The 25481-nt window shown below is 65.4% G+C and carries 21 protein-coding genes and 1 tRNA gene; 7 read left to right on the plus strand and 15 right to left on the minus strand.

The genetic code is table 11. The annotated features are described in order from the left end of the window. Positions 1-24 precede the first annotated feature (24 nt). Together AC5RUF_RS02475 and rpoB are read right to left on the minus strand one after the other, a co-directional pair. Positions 25-3915 carry a DNA-directed RNA polymerase subunit beta' gene (locus AC5RUF_RS02475; protein ID WP_493996605.1) on the minus strand — a complete coding sequence of 1297 codons (3891 nt, stop codon included), beginning with the start codon at positions 3913-3915 and terminating at the stop codon, positions 25-27. Between the two features lie 197 nt (positions 3916-4112). Next, entirely contained in the window at positions 4113-7613 is a 3501-nt protein-coding gene (gene rpoB, locus AC5RUF_RS02480; RefSeq protein WP_493996604.1) for a DNA-directed RNA polymerase subunit beta, read from the minus strand. Between the two features lie 556 nt (positions 7614-8169). On the opposite strand from rpoB, the gene AC5RUF_RS02485 reads away from it, so the two are divergent. Then, positions 8170-9390 carry an acetyl-CoA C-acetyltransferase gene (locus tag AC5RUF_RS02485; protein WP_494129608.1) on the plus strand — a complete coding sequence of 407 codons (1221 nt, stop codon included), beginning with the start codon at positions 8170-8172 and terminating at the stop codon, positions 9388-9390. Positions 9391-9412: 22 nt separating this feature from the next. On the opposite strand, the gene AC5RUF_RS02490 is transcribed toward AC5RUF_RS02485, so the two are convergent. The 9 genes from AC5RUF_RS02490 to AC5RUF_RS02530 all read right to left on the minus strand — a co-directional run bounded on the left by AC5RUF_RS02490 (position 9413) and on the right by AC5RUF_RS02530 (position 15942). Then, positions 9413-10567 carry an ArsB/NhaD family transporter gene (locus AC5RUF_RS02490; protein WP_494129609.1) on the minus strand — a complete coding sequence of 385 codons (1155 nt, stop codon included), beginning with the start codon at positions 10565-10567 and terminating at the stop codon, positions 9413-9415. A 114-nt stretch (positions 10568-10681) separates the two neighbouring features. Beyond that, a complete protein-coding gene (gene rplL, locus AC5RUF_RS02495; protein WP_493996873.1) occupies positions 10682-11059 on the minus strand; it encodes a 50S ribosomal protein L7/L12 in 378 nt (125 codons plus the stop codon). A 61-nt stretch (positions 11060-11120) separates the two neighbouring features. Continuing rightward, positions 11121-11690 (minus strand): 50S ribosomal protein L10, encoded by a 570-nt coding sequence (gene rplJ, locus AC5RUF_RS02500; RefSeq protein ID WP_493996872.1) that lies wholly within the window; start codon positions 11688-11690, stop codon positions 11121-11123. Between the two features lie 337 nt (positions 11691-12027). Continuing rightward, positions 12028-13104, minus strand: coding sequence for a GNAT family N-acetyltransferase (locus AC5RUF_RS02505; RefSeq protein WP_493996871.1), 1077 nt, complete (start codon positions 13102-13104; stop codon positions 12028-12030). A gap of 130 nt (positions 13105-13234) precedes the next feature. Continuing rightward, on the minus strand, positions 13235-13942 hold the full coding sequence (rplA, locus tag AC5RUF_RS02510; RefSeq protein ID WP_227912779.1) for a 50S ribosomal protein L1: 708 nt from the start codon (positions 13940-13942) through the stop codon (positions 13235-13237). A 113-nt stretch (positions 13943-14055) separates the two neighbouring features. Beyond that, the gene (gene rplK / locus AC5RUF_RS02515) at positions 14056-14487 is read right to left on the minus strand and encodes a 50S ribosomal protein L11 (RefSeq protein ID WP_146361026.1); all 432 of its coding nucleotides are present in this window, start codon (positions 14485-14487) and stop codon (positions 14056-14058) included. A gap of 129 nt (positions 14488-14616) precedes the next feature. Next, positions 14617-15408 (minus strand): transcription termination/antitermination protein NusG, encoded by a 792-nt coding sequence (nusG, locus tag AC5RUF_RS02520; protein ID WP_494129610.1) that lies wholly within the window; start codon positions 15406-15408, stop codon positions 14617-14619. A 96-nt stretch (positions 15409-15504) separates the two neighbouring features. Then, a complete protein-coding gene (gene secE / locus AC5RUF_RS02525) occupies positions 15505-15786 on the minus strand; it encodes a preprotein translocase subunit SecE (protein WP_493996869.1) in 282 nt (93 codons plus the stop codon). An 83-nt stretch (positions 15787-15869) separates the two neighbouring features. Next, positions 15870-15942, minus strand: a tRNA-Trp gene (locus AC5RUF_RS02530). A 285-nt stretch (positions 15943-16227) separates the two neighbouring features. On the opposite strand from AC5RUF_RS02530, the gene AC5RUF_RS02535 reads away from it, so the two are divergent. Continuing rightward, positions 16228-17451, plus strand: coding sequence for a pyridoxal phosphate-dependent aminotransferase (locus AC5RUF_RS02535; protein ID WP_493996868.1), 1224 nt, complete (start codon positions 16228-16230; stop codon positions 17449-17451). 12 nt (positions 17452-17463) lie between these two features. Here the strand turns inward: AC5RUF_RS02535 and AC5RUF_RS02540 are convergent, their stop codons facing one another. Both AC5RUF_RS02540 and AC5RUF_RS02545 read right to left on the minus strand, forming a co-directional pair. Beyond that, positions 17464-18126, minus strand: a complete 663-nt coding sequence (locus AC5RUF_RS02540; protein WP_494129611.1) for a LuxR C-terminal-related transcriptional regulator — start codon at positions 18124-18126, stop codon at positions 17464-17466. After that, positions 18123-19637 (minus strand): ATP-binding protein, encoded by a 1515-nt coding sequence (locus tag AC5RUF_RS02545; protein WP_494129612.1) that lies wholly within the window; start codon positions 19635-19637, stop codon positions 18123-18125. Before AC5RUF_RS02545 ends, AC5RUF_RS02540 begins: the two co-directional genes overlap by 4 nt. 134 nt (positions 19638-19771) lie before the next feature. Here AC5RUF_RS02545 and AC5RUF_RS02550 point away from each other — a divergent pair, with 134 nt between their 5' ends. The 5 genes from AC5RUF_RS02550 (at position 19772) to AC5RUF_RS02570 (ending at position 23853) form a co-directional block, all read left to right on the plus strand. Beyond that, positions 19772-21205, plus strand: a complete 1434-nt coding sequence (locus AC5RUF_RS02550; protein WP_494129613.1) for a PspC domain-containing protein — start codon at positions 19772-19774, stop codon at positions 21203-21205. A gap of 2 nt (positions 21206-21207) precedes the next feature. After that, entirely contained in the window at positions 21208-21621 is a 414-nt protein-coding gene (locus AC5RUF_RS02555; protein WP_494129614.1) for a hypothetical protein, read from the plus strand. A gap of 62 nt (positions 21622-21683) precedes the next feature. Beyond that, positions 21684-21926 (plus strand): PspC domain-containing protein, encoded by a 243-nt coding sequence (locus tag AC5RUF_RS02560; RefSeq protein WP_493997817.1) that lies wholly within the window; start codon positions 21684-21686, stop codon positions 21924-21926. Positions 21927-21996: 70 nt separating this feature from the next. After that, complete coding sequence (locus AC5RUF_RS02565; protein ID WP_493997816.1) at positions 21997-23028, plus strand: 6-phosphofructokinase; 1032 nt, start codon at positions 21997-21999, stop codon at positions 23026-23028. 108 nt (positions 23029-23136) lie between these two features. Beyond that, positions 23137-23853, plus strand: a complete 717-nt coding sequence (locus AC5RUF_RS02570) for a GNAT family N-acetyltransferase (protein ID WP_493997815.1) — start codon at positions 23137-23139, stop codon at positions 23851-23853. 84 nt (positions 23854-23937) lie between these two features. Here the strand turns inward: AC5RUF_RS02570 and AC5RUF_RS02575 are convergent, their stop codons facing one another. Together AC5RUF_RS02575 and ygfZ are read right to left on the minus strand one after the other, a co-directional pair. Further along, the gene (locus AC5RUF_RS02575; RefSeq protein WP_493997814.1) at positions 23938-24339 is read right to left on the minus strand and encodes an ankyrin repeat domain-containing protein; all 402 of its coding nucleotides are present in this window, start codon (positions 24337-24339) and stop codon (positions 23938-23940) included. 41 nt (positions 24340-24380) lie between these two features. After that, the gene (ygfZ, locus tag AC5RUF_RS02580) at positions 24381-25472 is read right to left on the minus strand and encodes a CAF17-like 4Fe-4S cluster assembly/insertion protein YgfZ (RefSeq protein ID WP_494129615.1); all 1092 of its coding nucleotides are present in this window, start codon (positions 25470-25472) and stop codon (positions 24381-24383) included. Positions 25473-25481 lie beyond the last annotated feature (9 nt).

Consider the following 25481-nt stretch of genomic DNA (forward strand, 5'->3'; position numbering starts at 1 on the left):
GACCTGCCGTTGGTTGCGCTTTCCTTAGCGGAAGTCGCTGCCCATGTCGTAGTCATCCAGCGGGATGGCGTGGAACTCGGGGCTGAGTCCGCCGTCAACGCCGGCGTAGTCGAAGTCGCTGAAGGCGCTCGGGCCGGTGAACAGATTGGCCTTTGCTTCCTCGGTCGGCTCGACAGTGACCTCGGTGTAACGGGGCAGGCCCGTTCCGGCCGGGATCAGCTTACCGATGATGACGTTCTCCTTGAGGCCGAGCAGCGGATCGCTCTTGCCTTCCATGGCCGCCTGCGTCAGGACGCGGGTGGTCTCCTGGAAGGAAGCTGCGGACAGCCAGGACTCGGTGGCCAGGGAGGCCTTGGTGATACCCATCAGTTCCGGACGGCCCGAAGCAGGCTTCTTGCCTTCCGAAACCACGCGGCGGTTCTCGCTCTCGAAGCGGCGGCGTTCGGTCAGCTCACCGGGGAGCAGATCCGAGTCGCCGGACTCGATGACGGTGACGCGGCGCAGCATCTGCCGGACGATAACCTCGACGTGCTTGTCGTGGATACCCACACCCTGGCTGCGGTACACGCGCTGGACTTCGTCCACCAGGAACTCCTGTGCCTTGCGCGGGCCGAGGATACGGAGGATCTGCTTGGGATCCACCGCACCGAAGACCAGCTGCTGGCCAACCTCGACGTGGTCGCCGTCGGCAACCAGAAGGCGGGCACGGCGCAGGACCGGGTACGCGATTTCCTCGGAGCCGTCATCGGGAGTGACAACCAGACGCATCTGGCGGTCGGTCTCTTCGATGGTGACCCGGCCCGCGGTCTCGGAGATCGGAGCAACACCCTTAGGCGTACGTGCTTCGAAGAGCTCCTGGATACGGGGCAGACCCTGGGTGATGTCCTCAGCGGAAGCAACACCACCGGTGTGGAAGGTACGCATGGTCAGCTGGGTACCCGGCTCACCGATGGACTGTGCGGCAATGATGCCCACGGCCTCGCCGATGTCCACGGTCTTACCCGTGGCCAGGGAGCGGCCGTAGCAGAGTGCACAGGTACCGACGGCGGACTCACAGGTGAGTACGGAGCGGACCTTGATGTCGGTGACACCGGCTTCGAACAGCTTCGCGATGAGCACGTCGCCAACGTCGTCGCCGCCCTTGGCCAGGACGTTGCCCTGGGCATCGGTGACGTCGGTGGCCAGCGTACGGGCGTACGCCGAGTTCTCGACCTCTTCGTGCAGCTGCAGTTCACCGTTGGCGTCCGGAACCGCGATGGTCACGTTCAGGCCGCGCTCGGTACCGCAGTCTTCCTCGCGGACAATGACGTCCTGCGAGACGTCCACCAGACGACGGGTCAGGTAACCCGAGTTGGCGGTACGCAGGGCGGTATCGGCAAGACCCTTACGGGCACCGTGGGTGGCGATGAAGTATTCCAGCACCGACAGGCCCTCACGGTAGGAGGACTTGATCGGGCGCGGGATGATCTCGCCCTTCGGGTTTGCCACCAGGCCGCGGATACCGGCAATCTGCCGGACCTGCAGCCAGTTACCACGGGCACCGGAGGACACCATGCGGTTGATGTTGTTGAACGTGGGCATGTTCGCCCGCATTGCGGCAGCAACCTCGTTGGTGGCCTTGTTCCAGATGTCGATCAGTTCCTGGCGGCGCTCGTCTTCAGCGATCAGGCCCTTGCCGTACTGGCTTTCAACCTTGGCAGCCTGGGCTTCGTAGCCTTCCATAATGGCCGGCTTGTCGATCGGCGCGGCGATATCGGAGATGGCAACGGTGACGCCCGAGCGGGTGGCCCAGTAGAAACCGGCGTCCTTCAGGTTGTCCAGCGTGGCAGCCGTGGTGACCTTCGGGTAGCGCTCGGCAAGATCGTTGACGATTGCCGAGAGCTGGCCCTTGTCCGCAACCTTCTCTACCCACGGGTAATCCGCCGGCAGGGTCTGGTTGAAGATGACCTGTCCGAGGGAAGTTTCGATGAGGGCAGGAGTGCCCTCTTCCCAACCTTCCGGAGCGGGCTGGTCGGCGCTGGGGACAAAGCCGTCAACGCGCATCTTCACGACCGAGTTCAGGTGCAGCTCGCCCATGTCGAAGGCCATGATGGCTTCGGCCATGGAACCGAACACGCGTCCTTCACCGGCAGCACCTTCACGCTTTGTGGTGAGGTGGTGCAGGCCGATGATCATATCCTGCGAAGGCAGGGTGACCGGGCGGCCGTCGGACGGCTTCAGGATGTTGTTCGAGGACAGCATCAGGATGCGTGCCTCAGCCTGGGCTTCGGGGCTCAGCGGCAGGTGCACTGCCATCTGGTCACCGTCGAAGTCAGCGTTGAAAGCGCCGCAGACCAGCGGGTGGAGCTGGAGTGCCTTGCCTTCGACCAGCTGCGGCTCGAAGGCCTGGATGCCGAGGCGGTGCAGGGTGGGTGCACGGTTGAGCAGCACCGGGTGTTCGGTGATGATCTCTTCCAGTACGTCCCAGACCTGCGGACGGAAACGCTCGACCATACGCTTGGCGCTCTTGATGTTCTGTGCGTGGTTGAGGTCAACCAGACGCTTCATCACGAACGGCTTGAAGAGCTCCAGCGCCATCTGCTTGGGCAGGCCGCACTGGTGCAGCTTCAGCTGCGGGCCAACGACGATCACGGAACGGCCGGAGTAGTCAACGCGCTTACCCAGCAGGTTCTGGCGGAAGCGGCCCTGCTTGCCCTTGAGCATGTCGGACAGCGACTTCAGCGGACGGTTGCCCGGTCCGGTGACCGGACGGCCGCGGCGGCCGTTGTCGAACAGGGAGTCAACAGCTTCCTGGAGCATGCGCTTTTCGTTGTTCACGATGATCTCGGGGGCACCGAGGTCCAGCAGGCGCTTCAGGCGGTTGTTGCGGTTGATGACACGGCGGTACAGGTCGTTGAGGTCGGACGTCGCGAAACGGCCGCCGTCGAGCTGGACCATCGGGCGCAGTTCCGGCGGGATGACCGGGACGGCGTCCAGGACCATGCCCAGCGGGCTGTTCGAGGTGGTCAGGAACGCGTTGACAACCTTCAGGCGCTTCAGGGCACGCGTCTTGCGCTGGCCCTTGCCGTTCTGGATGATGTCGCGCAGTGCCTCGGACTCGGCCTGCATGTCGAAGTCCTCAAGACGCTTCTTGATGGCTTCGGCACCCATGGAGCCTTCGAAGTACAGGCCGTAGCGGTCACGCAGTTCGCGGTAGAGGCCTTCGTCGCCTTCGAGGTCGCCGACCTTGAGGTTCTTGAACCGGTCCCAGACCTGCTCGAGGCGCTCGATGTTGTGGTCGGCGTCGCGGCGCACCTTGGCCATCTGGCGGTCGGCGGAGTCGCGGGCCTTCTTCTTGTCGGCAGCCTTGGCGCCTTCGCCTTCGAGGCGGGCAAGCTCGCCTTCCAGGTCCTTGGCGATCGCGGCAATGTCGGAGTCGCGCTGGTCGACGAGGTGCTTGCGCTCCAGGTCGTGCTCGGCCTGCAGGTTCGGCAGTTCGGCGTGGCGGTTCTCTTCGTCAACCGAGGTGATCATGTAGGCAGCGAAGTAGATGACCTTTTCCAGGTCCTTCGGTGCCAGGTCCAGCAGGTAGCCCAGGCGGGAGGGAACACCCTTGAAGTACCAGATGTGGGTCACGGGAGCGGCGAGCTCGATGTGGCCCATGCGCTCACGGCGCACCTTGGCACGGGTGACCTCGACGCCGCAGCGCTCACAGATGATGCCCTTGAAGCGTACGCGCTTGTACTTGCCGCAGTAGCATTCCCAGTCGCGGGACGGACCGAAGATCTTTTCGCAGAAAAGACCGTCCTTCTCCGGCTTCAGGGTTCGGTAGTTGATGGTTTCCGGCTTCTTGACCTCGCCGTAAGACCATCCGCGGATTTCTTCCGCGGTGGCAAGGCCGATTCGCATGAGGCCGAACGTGGAATCGTTGGACATGGGTCCCTGTTCTCTCTTGTTCTCTAAATCTGAATGTCTCGGGTGCGGAAGAGGTTGCGTGGCCCCTGCGGGGCTTGGAACGGCGGCTACGAAATTTCCCGCTCGCAGAACTCGCGGAAAATATTAAAGCCGCCTTCCTCCAAGCCCCTCCGGGGCCGGCCGTCGGTCCGGACCGTCAGGCCCGGACCAACTTCCTGCTAAACCTCTTCGACGGAGCTCGGCTCTGCGCGGGACAGATCGATGCCCAGTTCTTCCGCGGCCCGGAAGACTTCTTCATCCGAGTCACGCATTTCAATCGTGTTGCCTTCGGTGGAGAGGACTTCCACGTTCAGGCAGAGCGACTGCATTTCCTTGATCAGGACCTTGAACGATTCCGGAACGCCGGGCTCCGGGATGTTCTCGCCCTTGACGATGGCTTCGTAGACCTTCACGCGGCCGTGGATGTCATCGGACTTGATCGTGAGCAGTTCCTGCAGCGTGTAGGCGGCGCCGTACGCTTCCAGGGCCCAGACTTCCATTTCACCGAAGCGCTGTCCGCCGAACTGTGCCTTACCACCCAGCGGCTGCTGCGTGATCATGGAGTACGGTCCGGTGGAGCGGGCGTGGATCTTGTCATCCACCAGGTGGTGCAGCTTCAGGATGTACATGTAGCCGACCGAGATCGGGTCCGGGAACGGCTGGCCGGAGCGGCCGTCGAACATCCGGGCCTTGCCCGAGGCACCGATCAGGCGGTTGCCGTCACGGGTCACGTTGGTGGAATCGAGCAGGCCGGTGATTTCATCCTCGCTGGCACCGTCGAAGACCGGGGTGGCAACCGTGGTGGGGCCGGTCTCGCGGGGCAGGTTCGGCAGGTCCTTGACCCAGTCCGGCTCGCCCTCGATCTTCCAGCCCTGCTTGGCAGCCCAGCCCAAGTGGATTTCCAGGACCTGACCGACGTTCATTCGACCTGGAACACCCAGCGGGTTCAGGATGATGTCGACCGGGGTTCCGTCTTCCATGAACGGCATGTCTTCGATCGGGAGGATCTTGGAGATGACGCCCTTGTTGCCGTGGCGGCCGGCCAGCTTGTCGCCGTCCGTGATCTTGCGCTTGTGGGCCACGTAGACGCGCACCAGCTGGTTTACGCCCGGGGGCAGCTCGTCGTCGTTGTCACGGTCGAAGATGCGCACGCCGATGACGGTTCCGGACTCGCCGTGGGGAACCTTCAGGGAGGTGTCGCGGACTTCGCGGCTCTTCTCGCCGAAGATGGCGCGCAGCAGGCGCTCCTCGGGGGTCAGTTCCGTTTCGCCCTTCGGGGTGACGCGGCCAACCAGGATGTCGCCGGCTTCAACCTCGGCACCGATGTGGATGATGCCGCGCTCGTCGAGCTGCGACAGCACCTCCTCGGAGACGTTCGGGATGTCGCGGGTGATTTCCTCGGCACCAAGCTTGGTGTCGCGGGCGTCAACCTCGTGCTCCTCGATGTGGATGGAGGTCAGGACATCGTCGGAGACCATGCGCTGGGACAGGATGATGGCATCTTCGTAGTTGTGGCCTTCCCATGACATGAATGCCACGAGCAGGTTCTTACCAAGGGCCAGTTCACCCTGGTCCGTTGCGGGACCGTCGGCGATGATGCTGTTGACCTCAACCCGGGCGCCTTCGGAGACCAGCACACGCTGGTTGTAGGCGTTGCCCTGGTTGGAGCGCTCGAACTTCATGATCGGGTAGCTGGTCTCGGTGCCGTCGTCGTTCATGACGGTGACGAGGTCAGCGGAAACCTCGGTGACAACACCGGGCTTCTTGGCGGTGACGGAGTCGCCGGCGTCCACTGCCGTGTACTTCTCCATGCCGGTGCCCACCACGGGACGCTCGGAACGGAGCAGCGGCACGGCCTGGCGCTGCATGTTCGCACCCATGAGGGCGCGGTTGGCGTCGTCGTGCTCCAGGAACGGAATCAGGGCCGTAGCCACCGACACCATCTGGCGCGGGGAGACGTCCATGTACTCGACCTCGTCGGGCTCGACGAGGACGGGCTCGCCGGAACCGCCGCGGGCACGGACGAGGACGAGGTCCTCGGCGAAGTGCTGGTCGGCACGCAGCGGAGCGTTTGCCTGGGCAATGGTGCGCTCAACTTCGTCATCGGCGGTCAGGTAGTCGACCTTGTCGGTGACGACGCCGTTTTCGACCTTGCGGTACGGGGTTTCGATGAAGCCGAAGGCGTTGATGCGGCCGTAGGAAGCCAGCGAACCGATCAGGCCGATGTTCGGGCCTTCAGGGGTTTCGATGGGGCACATGCGGCCGTAGTGGGACGGGTGGACGTCTCGGACTTCCATGCCTGCACGGTCACGGGACAGACCGCCCGGGCCCAGTGCGGACAGGCGGCGCTTGTGCGTCAGGCCGGCCAGCGGGTTGTTCTGGTCCATGAACTGTGAGAGCTGGGAGGTTCCGAAGAACTCCTTGATCGCAGCCACCACGGGACGGATGTTGATCAGGGTCTGCGGCGTGATGGCCTCGACGTCCTGGGTGGTCATCCGTTCGCGGACCACACGCTCCATGCGGGACAGGCCCGTGCGGATCTGGTTTTCGATCAGTTCACCGACGGCGCGGATGCGGCGGTTGCCGAAGTGGTCGATGTCGTCGACCTCCACGCGGATCTCGACGTCTTCGCCGTCGCGCTTGCCCGGAACGGTCTTTTCGCCGGCGTGCAGTGCAACGAGGAACTTGATCATGGCGACAATGTCGTCATTGTTCAGCACGGAGGCGTCGGAGTCCGTCAGGGGCTTGTCGATGCCCAGCTTGCGGTTGATCTTGTAACGGCCAACCTTCGCCAGGTCGTAGCGCTTCGGGTTGAAGTACAGGTTCTCCAGCAGCGTCTTGGCAGCCTCGACCGTGGGCGGCTCGCCCGGACGCAGCTTGCGGTAGATGTCCAGCAGGGCATCTTCCTGGGTTTCCGTGGGGTCCTTTTCCAGGGTGGCACGGATGGAGTCGTACTCGCCGAAGGTCTCGAGGATCTGGCCTTCGGTCCAGCCGAGTGCCTTCAGCAGCACCGTGACGGACTGCTTGCGCTTGCGGTCCAGGCGGACGCCCACCTGGTCGCGCTTGTCGATTTCGAGTTCAAACCATGCACCGCGGGAAGGAATGATCTTCGCGGTGTAGATGTCCTTGTCACTGGTCTTGTCCGCGGTGCGCTCGAAGTAGGCGCCCGGGGAACGGACCAGCTGGGAAACAACAACACGCTCGGTGCCGTTGATGACGAACGTTCCCTTGTCGGTCATCAGGGGGAAGTCGCCCATGAACACGGTCTGCTGCTTGATTTCGCCCGTGTTGTTGTTCATGAACTCGGCCTTAACGTACAGCGGGGCCGAGTACGTTGCGTCCCGGTCCTTGCACTCGGCCATGGTGTACTTCGGGTCGGCAAACTCCGGCTCCGAGAAGCTCAGGGACATGGTGCCCTGGAAGTCTTCGATCGGGGAGATTTCCTCGAAGATGTCAGCCAGACCGGAAGTGGTGGCAATACCCTGTTCGCCGGTCTCCCGTGCCTTTTCAACGCGCGCCTTCCAGCGCTCGTTGCCGACGAGCCAGTCGAAGCTGTCCGTCTGCAGGGCAAGAAGATTGGGAACGTCAAGCGGTTCGTGAATCTTTGCGAATGAAATCCGGGAAGCTGCGTTCTCCGGATTAGTAGCGGTTTCGTTATTAGAGGTGCTCGAGGCGACCAAGAGGGATCCTTCCACAGACCTTCAGGCGTGTTTCGCGCTTCCTCCCCTGCACTGCACGGACCGAGTCCGTGTGCGTCCCGGTGTCCGGCAATGGGCACATCCGAGGGTTACGGATACTGCCCGGCACGGAACATAGCCCACCGCTATATGAAGGCTGAAGGTTAACAGGAGGAAGCAAATATCCACTATAGGGCATTATGGGCAGACAAGTCTACCCGGTTTCGTCAACCCTGTTGCGCTCAACCCGGCTGGTACGCGCCGGAAGGGATTCCAGCCGCGTCCGCTCAGGGAGCTACAGGCAACACCGGCGCACCGTTCACGCATCGGATACACACACCTTACCGCAAAGATGCCGGGTTGTGGGTGCCTGAGCGTGTGCACCGCCTCCGGACGGTGTGACACCGCTCTCCCCCGCTGCGTCCGGTTGGCGTACCCTTGAGCGGAGTGTTCACTGATCAGTGCCCGCCGGGGAGCGTTCCGGTTGATGGCCGGTCGATGTCCACCCAGACTGACGCATTCAATGACGAATACACCGACGAAAGCGAATGAACCCGCCATGAGCAACTCCCAAGCCCCCGGGGCAGCCGCCATGACCGAAGTGGTAATTGTCGGGGGCGCACGTACCCCGCAGGGCAGGCTCAACGGCCAGCTGGCCCCCTTTACCGCCGTGGACCTTGGCGCCTTTGCCATTGCCGGCGCCCTGGACAAGGCCGGAGTTCCGGCCGGTGACGTCAACGCCGTCATCATGGGCCACGTGGTCCAGGCCGGCTGCGGACAGAACCCCGCCCGCCAGTCCTCCATCAAGGCCGGCATCGGCTGGAACGTCCCCACCGTCACCATCAACAAGGTCTGCCTCTCCGGGCTGGCTGCGGTGATTGACGCGGCCCGGCTGATCCGCGGCGGCGAAGCCACCGTGGTGGTGGCCGGCGGCCAGGAATCCATGACCCGCGGGCCGCACCTGCTGCCCGGTTCCCGCCAGGGCTGGAACTACGGCAACATTTCCGCCCTTGATGCCGTGGCACACGACGGCCTGACCGATGCCTTCGACAACGACTCCATGGGTATTTCCACCGAGCGCGGCAACACGAAGCTCGCCATCAAGCGGCTGGAACAGGACGAAGTGGCCGCAGCCTCGCACCAGCGGGCCGCCGCTGCCATGGCAGCCGGCATTTTTGACGCCGAAATCGTTCCCGTCACCGTTCCGCAACGCAAGGGCGAGCCCCTGGTGCTGACCAGCGATGAGGGGGTGCGCCCGGCCACCACCGTGGACACCCTCGCCGGCCTGCGTCCCGCCTTCGACCCGGAGGGCACCATCACCGCCGGCAACTCCTCGCCGCTGTCCGACGGCGCCGCCGCCCTGGTGCTGACCACGCGCGCCTACGCCGAGGAGCACGGCCTGCAGGTCCTCGCCTCGGTGGGTCTGCCCGGCCAGGTGGCAGGACCGGACAACACCCTGCACTCCCAGCCGTCCAACGCGCTCTTCGCCGCACTGGAGCGTGCCGGATGGAATGCCTCGGACCTGGACTTCATCGAAATCAACGAGGCTTTCGGCGCCGTGGCCGTCCAGTCCCTGAATGAACTGGGCATGGACCTTGAGCAGTGCAACCTGCACGGCGGAGCCATCGCCCTGGGTCATCCGATCGGTGCGTCCGGTGCCCGGCTCGCCCTCACCGCGGCGCACGAGCTGTTCCGGCGCGGCTCCGGCCGGGCCGGCGTCGCACTCTGCGGCGGAGGCGGACAGGGCGAGGCACTGCTGCTCTTCCGCGAAGAGTCCTAGGCCCCGGATACGGGGACCCGCTTCACCGGAGAAGGGCCAGGGCCGCCGTCGCCGCCACCACCGTGGCGACGGCGGCCACCCCGCTTGCGGCGATGAAGCGTCCCCAGCGCACGGCCACACCCATGGAGCGCATGCGGTCGTACCACAGGAGGGTGGCCAGCGACCCCCACGGGGTGATGATGGCGCCCAGGTTGACCCCCACCAGCAGCGCCGCCAGGCGGAGCGGGCTCTCGGCGGTTGGTTCCAGCGCCAGATAGGCGGGCAGGTTGTTCACGGCGTTGGAGGCCAGTGCCCCGGCACCGGCCAGCTGCAGCAGGTCCCCGATGCCCTCCCCTCCCCCGGCGGCCTCGGCCAGCAGGGCACCCAGGCCGTGGCTGTGCGCCGTCTGCACCAGGACAAACAGGCTCACCGCCAGGACCACCGGCAGCACCGGCAGCATGTCCCAGGTGAAGGCGCTGCGCCGGCGGAGCAGGAAACCGGCAACGAGGATCACGGCCGCCGCGGTGGCCGGAATGGCAACCTGGATCCCGCTCACCAGCGCGGGAAGCAGCAGGGCCACCACCACCCCGCTGAGCACCAGCAGTCCCCGGTCGGGGACCTGGACCGGATCCGACGGCGGGGTGTACCGGCCGTGCAGGAAGCGCCGGAAGGCAAGCCAGAGCAGCGCCGCCGGAACCACGATCCCGGCCACGGACGGAGCCCAGACCGTGGACGCGTACTCCAGCGGATGCAGTCCGGCCTTCTGCTGGGCGAGCAGGTTGGTGAGGTTGGAGACGGGCAGCAGCAGCGAGGCCGTATTCGCCAGCCATACAGTGCTGAGGGCGAAGACGATGGGCGGAAGCCGGGCTTCCACCGCCAGGGCCACCACCAGCGGGGTGATCAGCACAACGGCGGTGTCCAGGGACAGGAAGACGCTCGAGACAGTGGTCAGCGCCAGTACCAGGAGCCACAGCGCAAAGGTGCGGCCCCGCCCCAGCCGGGCGGTGAACCGGGTCAGGATCCGGAACAGGCCGGCGTCGTCGGCCAGATGGCTGACCACTGTAGCCGCCGTCACGAACAGCAGGATGGGCCCGATGCGGGCCCAGAGGGCCGCAAACTCCGGCGCCGGCAGTGCACCGGTGAGGACGCAGGCTGCCGCGGCCGCAGCCAGAACCCCCGGTATCAGGATCCGTACCATCCCCGTGCTTTCCTCGTTGTCTGCCGCTGCCTGCGGCTGGTCCGGACACAGAAAGACCCCGTCCGCCGGACGGGGCCTTTCCAGAATTCCACAGCCTGGGCTGCGAAAGGAGTACTACTTGACGGTGACGGTGGCGCCGGCAGCTTCGAGAGCTTCCTTGGCCTTGTCAGCGGTTTCCTTGTTGGCGCCTTCGAGGATGGCCTTGGGAGCGCTGTCAACCAGGTCCTTGGCTTCCTTCAGACCCAGGGAGGTCAGGGCGCGGACTTCCTTGATCACTGCGATCTTCTTGTCGCCGGCAGCTTCGAGGATGACGTCGAATTCGGTCTTCTCTTCAGCAGCGTCAGCGGCGCCGCCTGCAGCGGGACCGGCAACTGCAACAGCAGCAGCGGTGACGTCGAAGGTCTCTTCGAAGAGCTTCACGAAGTCGGAGAGCTCGATGATGGACAGTTCCTTGAAAGCTTCAATGAGCTCTTCGTTGGTGAGCTTCGCCATGGTGTGGCGTCCTTCCTATAGTTGGTGCACGCAGGCACCGGAGATTGGATGAGAAGAGTGTCTACTCTTCGGTGGCTGCTTCTGCGGCCGGAGCTTCTTCTGCAGCGGCCGGAGCCTCTTCTGCAGCGGGAGCAGCGGCTGCGCCGCCCTCCTCTTCGAGCTTCATACGCAGTGCATCGGCCGTACGTGCCAGCATCGACATCGGCGCCTTGAGGACACCGGCGACGCGTGCAAGCTGGAACTCACGGGACTCAAGGGCAGCCAGTGCGGCTACACCGGAGGCATCCAGGGCGTTGCCCTCGAAGATACCGGTCTTGATGATGAGCTGCGGGTTGGTCTTGGCAAAATCCGTCAGGCTCTTTGCAGCTGCAACTGCGTCACCCTTGATGAAGGCGATTGCAGTAGGTCCGGCAAGCTGGCCATCGAACGCGTCGATGCCGGCTTCCTTGGCTGCAATGCCAGTCAGGGTGTTCTTGACGACCGAGTACTTGGTGTCCTGGCCGAGCGAACGACGCAGCTCCTTGAGCTGTGCAACGGTGAGCCCGCGGTATTCGGTTAGGACAGCAGCGGTCGATTCCTTGAAATCAGTGGTGATTTCCTCGACTGCTGACACCTTTGTTGGCGTTGCCATAACCCTCCTTCCGGGGAAATAGTGCCGGTGGATCGGGTCCCGAACATAAAAAACGCCCCGGGCAGATGCACGGGGCTTCCCTCAACGGACTTTACGTCCGGAGTTCAGTTCGTTCACCTGCGCAGGCCGCCCTTTAGGCAAGGGACTTTCGGATGTTTCTCCAACCGGTTTCCACACGCGGAGGGCTGAAGGTTCAGCCTTGCGGTGGGATTGAATGCACATCGACCGACGGTCTTTGGTAGTTCAAGAGTACGGGAGAATCCGGTGAAGGCCAAATCCCGCCGGCGGGCGGTTGGCCGTCCGGCGGATACGGCCTCAGGCGGGCTGCAACGGGGCGTCACCCCGGGATGAGCTGCTTCTGCCACTCCCCCGCGTAGCCGACGGCGCGGAACCCCAGCTGCTCGTTGATGGAGAGCATGTACCGGTTCTCCTCGGCGTTCCAGGTGTAGACGCGTTCCGCTTCGGGAACACTTTCCTGCAGGCGGGCCAGATTCACCGCCTTCAGGAGCATGCCGAGCCGGTGGCCCCGATGGTCCGCCAAGACCAGGGTGTCGTCCTGGTAGGCCACGGACAGATTGTTGCGGAAGACCTCCAGGACGGTATGCCCGGCCAACGCACCGGACGGAATGTGGCGCACGGCGCTGACCAGCGACTCATAATCCATTTCCACGGCCCGCTCCTCTTCCTCGCGTACCCGCGCCTCATCCCAGGCCTCTTCGGCCAGGTCCAGGCCGCCCTGCGGTGCATCGGTGCTCATCTTCTGCCGCAGCAGCGCATAGGCCCCCACCAGATCCGGAGGGCATGCGCCCCGCCAGAACACCAGTTCATAACCTGCCTCTGCTGCCGCCGCGGTCTGCTCCTGAACCCGCGCCCCGCCGTCGTAGTCCGCGAGGTCCAGGCGGCTGACCCGGTCCACCAGTTCCGGCCGGAAGCCGAGCTTGGAAGCAAAGGAAGAGGCGGCGTCGTCCGGAATGAACCCGTCTGTGCCTTCACGGGCCGTGCCGGCGTCCGCCGCGTGCTCCGTCTCGGTCATCAGCATGCGCCTGCCGTCGGCGGCGGCCATCTGCTCGGCGGCACGATACAGCGCCGTGCCAATCCCCTGCCGCCGGGCGCCGGGGGCAACCACAATATTGACGGTTCCGGTGTGCGGATTGTCGGTGAGGGGAAGATTCAACTGGGCCACACCCAGGATCCCGCCCGTTTCACCGGCCCGCGCCGTCAGGAGCGTGCGCCGCCGGGTGTTCGTGCTGCTCCGGCCCGCGAGCTGGGCCTGCGCCGTTCCGTAGAAGTCGTCGTTGCCCCAGATCTCGCGTTGCTGGGCATTCATCAGCTCCGCAACGGCCAGGAAGTCCGCGCCGCCCGGCCCGTCCAAGCTGGCAGGGACCGCAAACGGTGCGATGGAAATCGGTGTCATGGGCCACATCCTGCCGTAGAACAGCCCCCGCGCAAAACCCGGTACAGGCCCGGCACGCAAAAAGGCGGCCGCAGCGAAAAGCTGCGGCCGCCTTCAACGGAAGGGAAACCCTTCCGAAGATCCTTGAAGACTATGCGTCTGCGAGAACCTTGGTGACGTTGGGGTCAACGGCGATGCTCGGGCCGAACGTGGTGGACACGGTGGCCTTCTGGATGTAGCGGCCCTTGGCAGCCGACGGCTTCAGGCGAAGGACCTCTTCCAGGGCAGCCGCGTAGTTCTCGGCCAGCTTCTGGGAATCGAAGGACACCTTGCCGATGATGAAGTGAAGGTTGGAGTGCTTGTCGACGCGGAAGTCGATCTTGCCGCCCTTGATGTCCGAAACAGCCTTGGCAACGTTCGGGGTAACCGTGCCGGTCTTCGGGTTCGGCATGAGGTTACGCGGGCCGAGCACGCGGCCCAGGCGGCCGACCTTGCCCATCATGTCCGGGGTAGCCACTGCTGCGTCGAAGTCGGTCCAGCCTGCTGCAACCTTTTCGATCATGTCATCGGAGCCAACGAAGTCGGCGCCGGCAGCGATTGCTGCTTCAGCCTTCTCGCCGGTTGCGAAAACGAGGACGCGGGCCGTCTTACCGGTGCCGTTGGGCAGGTTGACCGTGCCGCGGACCATCTGGTCAGCCTTGCGGGGGTCAACGCCCAGGCGGAAAGCCACCTCAACGGTTGCGTCGAACTTGGAAGGGTTGGTGTCCTTCGCCAGCTCTACAGCCTCGACCGGTGCGTACAGCTTGTCCGCATCGATCTTGGCTGCAGCTGCTTCATATGCTTTGCTGCGCTTTGCCATCTGCTTTTTCTCCTTGTGCAGTTGTGGTCTGTCGGACCGCGCCCGGCCCTGCCACGCGCCGGGATCCCCTTCAGGGGAACCGGCATTTATGTGAAATTGAAATGCAGGGGGCTTTAGCCCTCTACGGTGATACCCATCGAACGGGCGGTGCCGGCGATGATCTTGGCAGCTGCCTGGACATCGTTGGCGTTGAGGTCTTCCATCTTCATGGTGGCGATCTCTTCGACCTGGGCCTGGGTCAGGTTGGCAACCTTGGCGGTGTGCGGGGTTGCGGAACCCTTGGCCACGCCGGCAGCCTTCTTGATCAGCTGTGCAGCCGGAGGAGTCTTCGTGATGAAGGTGAAGGAACGATCTTCGTAAACCGTGATTTCAACCGGGATAACGTTGCCGCGCTGGGATTCCGTTGCAGCGTTGTACGCCTTGCAGAATTCCATGATGTTGACACCGTGCTGGCCAAGTGCCGGACCGATCGGAGGAGCCGGGTTGGCGGCACCTGCGTTGATCTGCAGCTTGATGAGGCCGGTGACCTTTTTCTTGGGGGCCATGAAAGGGTCCTTCTCTAAATTATGTTCCCGAAGGACAGGAGCGTCCATCCGGGTTGGTGGCCGCCATGGCTTGGTGGCCGGACGTTGCCTGCAGGTTAAAGCGGACCTGCGGACAGCGAAGTCTGAAAGCTACTGGAGCTTGGTGACCTGGCCGAAGCCAAGGGTCACCGGAGTCTCGCGCTCGAAGATGGTCACGAGGACCACCAGCTGCTGGGACTCGGGCTTGATCTCGGAGATCGTGGCCTGCAGGGTCTCGAACGGTCCTTCGTTGACCGTTACGGGTTCGCCGACCTCGAAGTCCACGGCAATGTTGGCCGACTGCTGTGCGGCAGGCTTGCCGGACTCGGTCTTCGGCGCAACAACGGTGTGCTCGAGCATCGAGAACACTTCGTTGAGGCTCAGCGGGGTCGGGTTGTGGGCATTGCCCACGAAGCCGGTCACGCCGGGGGTGTGGCGGACAACGCCCCACGATTCGTCGGTCAGGTTCATGCGGACCAGGACGTAGCCCGGAATCCGGACCCGGTTCACGATCTTCCGGGTGGTGTTCTTGATCTCGACGACTTCTTCCATCGGGACCTGGATTTCGAAGATGTCCTCTTCCATGTCCAGGGTCTGGATGCGCGTCTCGAGGTTGGACTTCACGCGGTTTTCGTAGCCGGCGTAGGAGTGGATGACGTACCAGTCACCCTCCTGGCGGCGCAGCTTGGCCTTGAAGGCAACTACGGGGTCTTCCTCGGGCTCTTGGTCAGCCGCGGAAACCTCGGAATCAGCAGCGGCAACCTCTTCGGTGGCTTCTGCTTCGTCTGCCGATGCATCAACAGCAGCGGGCGCCTCGTCGACGTCGGCTGCGGTCATTTCATCCTCGGTATCCAGATCAGCGGCATTGTCATTGATCTGTGATTCGAGTTCTTGCTCGGACACGTAGATTCCTGCTTTCTTCTTCAGAGCATTATCGGTTTTGGCACTAGCTCATGGTCTCCGGTTCCGTATCCCGCAGGCGGAACGCAGGGTCTGGGGCTAGCTTTCGCCGCCACCCTCACCGAAGATCCACAGTGCGCCGGCGCCAAAGACAAAGTCGAGAACCGTCACGATAACCATCATCACGATCACGAAGGCCAGGACCACCAGGGTGTACCTGAGCAGCTCCTTGCGGGTGGGGGTAACCACCTTCTTCAGCTCCGCAACCACCTGACGCAGGAAGAGCGCGATCGCCGCGAAGAAGCCGCGCTTCTTGGGCCCGCTGGAGGGGTGTCCCTTGGAGCTGCTGGCAGCTGTCTCGGTCACCTTCGCCTCACTCATCTGTGTAGGTACACGGTCACGGCACAAACCGGAATTGTGCGTTTCCATGAAGGACTGCTGAGCTGCCGGATGACAGTTCTGCGCAGGGCAGACAGGACTCGAACCTGCAACCTGCGGTTTTGGAGACCGCTGCGCTACCAATTGCGCCACTACCCTATGGAGGAAATACATCCCACCAGCACTATTGTAGCCACACCGATCCGGCTGATTATTCCAAAATAATCCCGACCGACGGGCACAAAGCAGTGTGGTGAGGAGAACCACCGAGGAACCAGTCTACGCAATCTTTGCGCTCACGTCGAACCGGGCACGCGGGCGGTGCAGGGACACACAACTGCAGCGCGGGAGCGGACCGCATAAACTGGGGAGCGCCGCCGTCGCCGGACCCCGGTCCGGACGCGGCGCAACGTAAGCTGCCGCCCCACATCAGACGGGAACCCCATGTCTTCCACCGGCCGTATTTCAGAGCGCATCGCGTCCATTGCCGAGTCCGCAACACTCGCAGTGGATGCCAAGGCCAAGGCACTCAAGGCCGCCGGCCGTCCGGTGATCGGTTTCGGCGCCGGCGAGCCGGATTTCCCGACCCCGGAGTACATCGTCGACGCCGCCGTCGAGGCTGCCCGCCAGCCCCGCTTCCACCGTTACTCTCCCGCGGGCGGGCTGCCCGAGCTGAAGCAGGCCATTGCAGCGAAGACGCTGCGTGATTCCGGCTACGCCGTCGACCCGGCGCAGGTCCTGGTGACCAACGGCGGCAAGCAGGCCGTCTACGAGTCCTTCGCCACCCTGGTGAACCCCGGGGACGAAGTGCTGGTGCCCACCCCCTACTGGACCACGTACCCGGAGGCCATCCGGCTGGCCGGCGGCGTTCCGGTGGAGGTCTTCGCCGGACCCGAGCAGGGCTACCTGGTCACGGTGGACCAGCTGGAGGCGGCCTGCACCGACGCCACCAAGGTGCTGCTGTTCGTTTCTCCCTCCAATCCCACCGGCGCCGTCTACCCGCCGGAGCAGGTTGCCGAAATCGGCCGCTGGGCCGCCGCCCGCGGACTGTGGGTCATTACGGACGAGATCTACGAACACCTGACGTACGACGGCGTGCCCTTCACCTCCATCGCCACGGCGGCACCTGAGCTGGGCGACAAGGTGGTTGTGCTCAACGGCGTTGCCAAGACCTACGCCATGACCGGATGGCGGGTTGGCTGGATGATCGCCGCCCCGGACGTCATCAAGGCCGCCACCAATCTGCAGTCCCACCTGTCTTCCAATGTCTCCAACGTCTCGCAGATGGCTGCCCTGGCAGCGGTTTCCGGGCCCCTGACCGCCGTGGATGAAATGAAGCAGGCCTTTGACCGCCGCCGCCGCGCCATGGTGGAGGCACTGAACTCGATCGACGGCGTGGAGTGCCCCATGCCCGAAGGCGCCTTCTACGCCTACGCAGACGTCCGCGGACTGCTCGGCCGCCGGTTCCCGGGCAAGAACGGCCCGGTGCGCCCGCAGAGCTCGGCCGAGCTGGCCGCCCTGATCCTGGACACCGTGGAGGTGGCCGTGGTTCCCGGCGAGGCCTTCGGACCCTCCGGCTACCTGCGCCTGTCCTACGCCCTGGGCGACGAGGACCTGGCCACCGGCATGGCGCGGCTGCAGGACTTCCTGGGCAGGGCCGAAGACTAGACGGGCGGAAGGCTAAAGCAGGCGGCGGTCCGCAGCCCAGCGGGTGAGTTCGTGCCGGGAGGAGAGCTGCAGCTTGCGCAGCACCGATGACACGTGGGTTTCCACGGTCTTGACCGAGATGAACAGCTCGCGGGCCACTTCCTTGTAGCTGTAGCCGCGGGCGATCAGCCGCATCACTTCCAGTTCCCGTGCGGAGAGGCGGTCCAGCTCGTCATCGACGGAGGCCACGCTCGCGGTGCCGAAGGCGTCCAGCACGAATCCGGCCAGCCGCGGGGAGAACACGGCGTCGCCGCCGGCAACACGGATGACGGCGTCGGAAATCTCCGGGCCTGAAATGGTTTTGGTGACGTAGCCGCGCGCGCCGGCCCGGATCACGGTAACCACGTCCTCCGCCGCGTCGGACACGCTCAGCGCCAGGAAGCGGGTTTCCCCGAGCAGCCCGGCACACCCGGCCAGGACTTCCGCGCCGCCTCCCCCGCTGCCGCCGGGCAGATGGACATCCAGCAGCACCACGGCCGGACGGTGCTCGGTGATAACGGCCACGGCGGATTCAACGCTGTCGGCCTCGGCCACCACGTTGATCCGCGCATCGAGGTCCGCCCGGAGCCCGGATCGGAAGATCGCGTGGTCGTCCACCACAACGACGTCGATGGGCTGGTGGGTCTGGAACGTCATTTCTGCCTTGCTTCCTGGGTGGATGGTGCTTGCGGGGCGGATGGTGCTTCCGTCGGGGACGGTTCGACGGGCTGGCTGGTGGACGCACGGTGCGTAGCGGACGCCCCGTGCGCCGCAGGTGCGGGTTTGGCGCCGGTCGCTTCCCCTGCCGGGGACGTTCCCCGGGCCGCCGCTGCATTTCGGGCGAAGCTTTCGCGGGCGCCCGCGCCAGGCGAACCGGTCCCGGATCCGTTCTCAGCGTGTCTGGGCAGCGGGAGCACCAGGCGGACTTCGGTTCCACCCGGTGTGCTGCGGATTTGTGCGCTCCCCCCGGCCCGTTCCATGCGGCCGATGATGGATCCCCGCACGCCTATCCGGTCCGGCGGAACGGCCGCCAGGTCAAAGCCGGAGCCGCGGTCCCGGACAAAAACTTCCAACTGATCCGGCCGGCACTCGACATAAACAGATACCGTGCCACCGGCGTGCTGGGCCGCGTTCAGCACAGCCGCCCGGGTGGCGGAAGCAAGGGCTTCCGTCCGTTCGTCGAGCTCTGCGTCGGAAACCGCCACCAGTTCGATCGGATGCCCGTAGGCATCCTCGATTTCCGCAGCGATACGCCGCAGGCACTGAACCAGGTGGTCCTCGGCGCGGGCCCGGTCGGAATAGAGCCACTGCCGCAGTTCCCTTTCCTGGGCACGTGCGAGCCGGATAACGTCCTGTTCGGAGCCGGCGCGTTTCTGGATCAGGGCCAGGGTCTGCAGTACTGAGTCATGCAGGTGCGCCGCTATTTCCGCGCGTTCCGTCTGCCGGATCCTGCCTGAGCGCTCCGCCTCCAGATCCCGCCAGTGCTTCACCGCCCACGGGGTGAAGACCAGTGCCACCCCGGCCAGGACCGCGGCGGAGGCCAACAGCCCGGCCATCAGCACATCCCAGCTCACGGACCCGGAAACCACCACGAGGACACCGGCCACCACCAGCAGCAGCCCGGCGGCCAACCGTACCAGGCCGGAGGCACGGTCCGCGCCGGCACTGTTCATCAGGCCGGCACGGCGCCGTTCGTCCAGCTGTGTCCACGCCAGCACGGCGCCGCCGGCAATGGCGGCGAACGGAATAAACAATCCCCAGTTCAGGTCCGCCCCGAGCCGCTGGGCCAGGAACGCGGCGGCCACCAGGAGCAGCGCCAGGCCGGCCAGCACTTCCCGCTGCCCTGCCTTGCCCAGTCCGGCGGCAAGTCCCACACCCGGCCCTCCGTTCGGGCCTCCAGTGGCAGGAGTGCCCTCCCGCAGTGCCCGGGCATAGTTATCCGCAATGCTTCGGGGACTGGCCTGGACCTGCTCCTTCTTTTCCCGTTCCTCCTGCGTGGGCACCATGATCCACAGCCACCCGTACAGCACAAAACCGGCACCGGCGCCCAGGCACATAACGGCCATGGCAATCCGGGTCAGCTTTACCGGCCAGCCCAGATGCGCGGCAAGGCCGGCGCAGACACCGGCGATAATCCGCTCGCGGGGACGCACCAGGGGTTCTCTCATGGTCCTATCCAAGCACGCAGCGGCCCCGGAACAGCGTCCCGGAGTCAACTTTCGGCGTTCTTCAGGGGCGGTTCAGGGCCCGCTCAGGGTAGTCCCTGATGCCGGGAGCGGGCGGCGCACGGAAGACTGGTTCCATGAATCCTTCCCCATCATCAGCTTCCGGACCCGAAGACCCGGCACGCGCCCCGGAACAGCAGCCGGCGGGCCCCGGTCCCGCTTCCTCCGGCACACCCGGCCGGCCCGGCGTGCACAACGGTTTCTACGCCTGGCTTCGGTCGCTCGGCGTGGTCCGCGCACCGGACCGTTGGTTCGGCGGCGTGGCCGGCGGAGTCGCCGCCAGGACCGGACTGGACCCAGTACTCATCCGCGGACTGTTTGTAGTGCTGGGCGTCTTCGGTGTGGGATTCCTGGCCTACGGTGTCGCCTGGGCACTGCTGCCGGAACCGGATGGCCGGATCCATGTAGAGGAAGCGGTCCGGGGCAACTGGACCTCCGGCATGACCGGTGCCCTGGTCTTCACGGTCCTCGGGATGGGCGGGCCGGGAGCCTCCGTCCTTGGCGGCGACTCATGGTTCGGCGCCGTCACCTGGACCCTTTTCTGGATTGGTACGGGCATCGCGGCGCTCTACTGGTTCTCCGGTGAAAAGGGCCGGGCATACGTCCAGAACCACCTGTCCGCGGGGCACAGCAGCACCTCCGCAGCCGGGCCTGCCAGGAGCAACCAGGCCTCCACGGGCCAGGCGGCCGGCGGGCATACGGTGTCGCTGGCCAAGAGCGGCATCCCAACGCCCGACCCCGCCTTCGGCGTCCCCTCCACTGAGCCGATTCCCGGCACAGCCACGGGACCCCTGCCGCCGGTCCCCGGCGCGGCTCCGGTCGAAGCGCCCGTCCCGGCGCGGGTTCCCCACGGAAACAAAGCTGCACGGACACCCGGAGCCTCGGGCCCGTACGTCGCGTGCCTCTTTGGGGCGGCCCTGCTGGCCGCCGGCGCGGTCCTTGCCCTGGATTACGTCAACGTGCTGGCCCTCGGCTCGCCTGTTTCCGTTGCCCTGGCAGCGGCCGCCGCCGTCTTCGGAATCGGCGTCGTAATCCTGGGGCTCGCCGGCCGGCATTCCGGCGGAATCGGTTCGGCTGCCGTGGCTGCCCTGGTGGCAGCACTGCTCACCCAAGGAAGCTGGGCAAATGCCAACCTTGTGGTCGGCAGCAATGCCGACTGGGCCCCTGCGGACTCAGCCCAGGCCGTGGGCGGATACACGTCCCTGGCAGCCAACGGAACGGTGGACCTCAGGGAAACCGACCTCGCCGGAGACACCGAGATTCCGGTTAGCGTGGCAGCCGGCAACCTGAACGTACTGGTTCCGGAAGATTCGCCGGTGACCGTCAGGTTCGGCATGGCCGCCGGGAATGTCGAAGTAAGCAACGGAACGGACCGCCATGATTACAGCGGTCTGTGGCAGCCCACATCCGAACGCACCATTAATGACGGCGCCGACGGCGACCGGATCACCATCGACGTCCGCGGGCTCGCCGGAAACGTACTAGTCACCACTGAAGAAAGCGACCTGTAGCCATGGATAACGAGAAGGACTACCTCGGCCGGCAGTACGCACCCAGCAGTCCGGACATGGCCGATTTGTATCCGGCCGGCCTGTACCCGGTGGGACCCGACGAAGCCCGTACCGACGCAGCCCGATCCGGCACGGCCGGTGCGGACAGTGCAGGTCCAGGCGGTGCCAGGGCGGTCCCTGCGGATCCGGCGTCGGACGGGGCACACACGGAACCTGCTCCAAAACGGCAGGTCCAGGTGGGCACTGTGGTCTGGGGCCTGGTCCTGGTGGTCCTGGCCGTCCTGCTGCTGCTGGTGAACACCGTGAACCTGTCAGTGGATCCGGTACTGCTCGTCCTTTGCCTCGCCCTGGGCGCCGGGCTGGCGCTGCTGGCGGGCGGTTTCCTGGCCGCCGCCGCGCGGGGCCGGAAGCGGTAAGCGGCCGGCGCAGCACCGCAAAAAAGTTTCCTAATTCAACACAATCAGATAAGGCTTGGTACATGGAAAAGTTCTTCGACCTCCTGCGTTCCTCCCCCATCAAACGGCGCAAGGGCTGGGCCGGCGGCATCTGCGCCGGCATTGCCGCCACCTTCGGCTGGGACGTGTCCCTGGTGCGCATCGGCGTCCTCCTCAGTTTCCTGCTCCCGTTCGTGGGTCTGGGCACCTACCTCGTGGCCTGGCTGCTGCTGCCGAAAACGGACGGAACCATCCTCCTGCAGCAACTGGTGGGTGTCCGGGCTTAGTTGCCGCCGGAAGGCTGGCTAGAATCTAGAGCAGCATCGGACCACCGCCAGCAGATCCAGGGGTAATGACATGAAGATCGGTATTCTCACCAGCGGTGGCGACTGCCCCGGACTGAACGCGGTGATCCGCGGTGCAGTGCTGAAGGGCATCAAGGAATACGAAGGAATCGAGTTTGTCGGCTTCCGCGACGGTTGGCGCGGCGTGGTGGACGGCGACATCATGGATCTGCCCCGCTCCCGCGTCCGCGGCATCTCCAAGCAGGGCGGAACCATCCTCGGCACCTCCCGCACCAATCCGTTTGAAGGCCCCAACGGCGGACCGGAAAAGATCAAGGCCACCCTTGACCGCCTGGGTATCGACGCCGTCATCGCCATCGGCGGCGAGGGCACCCTGGCTGCCGCACAGCGCCTGACCGACGCCGGCCTGCAGATCGTGGGCGTGCCGAAGACAGTGGACAACGACCTTGATGCCACGGACTACACCTTCGGCTTCGACACCGCGGTGGAGATTGCCACGGAGGCCTGCGACCGGCTGCGTACCACCGGCGAATCGCACCATCGCTGCATGGTGGCCGAGGTCATGGGCCGGCACGTGGGCTGGATTGCCCTGCATTCGGGCATGGCGGCCGGCGCCCACGCCATCCTTATCCCGGAGCACCCGGTGAGCCTGGACCAGATTGCCCAGTGGGTGAACGAAGCCCACGAACGCGGACGCGCCCCGCTGGTGGTTGTCGCGGAAGGCTTTGTCACCACCGACATGGAATCGCCGCATTCCGAGCGCGGACTGGACAGCTTCGGCCGTCCCCGTCTGGGCGGCATCGGCGAACTGCTGGCCCCGGAGATCGAAGCCCGAACCGGCATTGAAACCCGGGCCACCGTGCTGGGGCACATCCAGCGCGGCGGAGTGCCCACCGCCTATGACCGTGTCCTGGCCACCCGGCTGGGCATGGCCGCCGTCGACTCCGTGGTGGACGGCCTGTGGGGAACCATGGTCTCGCTGCACGGCACCGACATTGTGCACGTGGGATTCGAAAAGGCCCTCGGAAACCTCAAGACCGTTCCCGAGCACCGCTACGACGAAGCCGCCATCCTCTTCGGCTAGCTCCGCCCCGGGCACGGTGGACGCGGTTTCCTGTGCGTTTCATGAGTATTCCGCCGCCCCGGCCCTGCATTTGCGTGGGCGGACGGGGCGCGGTGTAGGTTGAAATGCATGAACCTGGATTCAGGAACTATCGCGATTATCCAGCTTGCCTGGTCCCGCCACCTTGGGCTGGAGGACAATGCACTGGCCGGGACGGATAGCGGCGAACGCATTTACAGCGTCCGCGACCAGGCCGAAACCGTCTGCTTCCTCCGTCTCTTCGGCACCGAGGTTTTCAGCGGTCCGGAGTGGGCTGCGGACCGGGCCCGCAGCAAAAGCGCGGCGGAGCTGACCCGCCATTCCGCCCTGGTGCAGATGTCCATGGAGCACGGAGGGCGGACGCTGGGCGCGGAGCAGCTCTTTTTCGCCGACTCCTTCCCCTCGGTGGCCCCGCTGGAGGAACTGGCCGTGGCCAATGACCCCGAACTGGCCGTGGCACTGGAACGGCTGTGCCCGCCGGACGATGTTGCCGAAGCGGGCCTGGCCGGCAAAGAGGACCACTTCATCCTCGTTGACGATTCCCTTGACGAGCCCCGGCCCGTGGCGGGTGCCGGCTACAGCATCACAGACGGGATCCTCGCGGATATGTGCGTGCTCACCGCACCCGAATACCGGCTGCGCGGCCTGGGCAGCTACATCAGCTCCATTGCCCTGGAAGACGCCATGGCAGGCGGTCTGATCCCGCAGTGGCGGGCCCGCCTCGACAATGTGGGCGCGGCCCGCACCGCCGTGGGCTCCGGATTCATTCCCGCCGGCGTGCGCACCTCGGTGGCCCTGTCCGTCTAGCCGGCACACGTTCCGCAGCTCCCGGTTTCCGTCCGGGCAGGTTCAGTGCCGGGCAGGTTCAGCGCCGGGCACATTGGAACCGGCTCAGCCGAGCATCTCCAGCATCTCGGCGCGCTTGAAGAACCCGGCGGTATCGCGCGCCGTGGGGGAACCGGCGTCGGGGTCCGCACCGGAAGCCAGCAGGATGCGGAAAACCTCCAGGTAGCCCTTGAACGCGGCACCGGCCAGCGGTGTCTGCCCGCGGTCGTTCTGCGCGTTGACGTCGGCTCCGCGTTCGGCCAGCAGGGCCGTCAGCCCGGTGTGGCCGTGGTAGGAGGCAAGCATCACCAGGTTGTCGCCGGCACCGTTGGTGAGGTTCACCGGAACCCCGGCATCCAGGTACTGGCGGATCCCTTCGATGTCACCGGCGCGGGCCGCGTCAAAGACCAGGCCGGCCAGTTCGATGACGTCGTTGTCGATTTCCGGCCGGGGTTCCGGGGCGCTCATGAATCTCCTCTTGCTGTGGGTTCGGTCTGTCGTGCGGCGGGCTACGGCCGCGGTGCCTTCAGGAAGCCCGTGGCCCGGCCCACCACGGCTCCGGCGTCCGGAGCCACAATGGGTTCCTGGGCGGCAGCGTAAAGCTCGCCGCCGTCGTCGACCACCAGCGGCACGGTCGGGTCAACGGACCGCTTGATCACGGCCAGGCCCACCGGGCCCATTTCGTAGTGCGCGCCGACGGAGGTCAGCGTGCCGACCTTGCGGTCGCCGAGCATCACCGGGCTGCCCGCTGCGGGCAGGGTGTGCTGGGAGCCGTCCAGCTGCAGGAACACCAGGCGGCGCGGCGGGTGGCCCAGGTTGTGCACCCGTGCCACGGTCTCCTGCCCCTTGTAGCAGCCCTTTGCCAGGTGGACGGCGGTGCGGATGAGGTCCAGTTCATGCGGGATGGTCTTGTCGTCGGTTTCCGCTCCCAGACGAGGACGCCAGGCGGCAATGCGCAGCGCTTCGGCGGCCATGGCTCCGGCCAGGGTGCGTCCGGAGGCATCCATGGCGGCTTCGAAGCCGTCCCGCGGAATCAGGTACTCGTGCCAGGGCCGTTCCAGCCCGGGATGGGTGTCCTCCGCGACGGCGGTGTAGGCGAAACCACCGGAACCGATGTGCGGCCACGGATCGGTCCAGCGCAGGTACTGCTCCCAGGCGGGCACTTCCGTGGTGCTGCCGGCTACCGCCCAGTCAGCGGTGGCGTCGGCAACCTCCACCCGGAGCATGAACTTCATCCGCTCCAGCCATTCGGCCAGCCCGGCGGCTTCGGCGGCTTCCACCAGCATCCAGGCCGTCTCGCCGTCGTCGATGATCCGGGCGTCGTAGTCGATGCGGCCCTGGACGCTGAGCAGCAGCAGTTCCGAGCTCGTGCCGGGCTGCAGGTTGGTCACCTGCTGCGAGGAAAGCGTGTTCAGCCAGCTCAGCCGGTCTTCGCCGCGGACGGTGACCACGCCGCGGTAGGAGAGGTCGACGACGGCGGTTCCGCGCGCGAGAGCGCGCTGTTCACGCAGCGGATCGCCGTAGTGCGCCGCGGTACCCGCGTCGAGGCCGCCGGCTTCAACGGCACCGTGGCGGGAAAGCAGGGGACTGGAATACGTCATGGAAGGTGC

Source organism: Arthrobacter sp. Y3224198 (assembly GCF_059090025.1).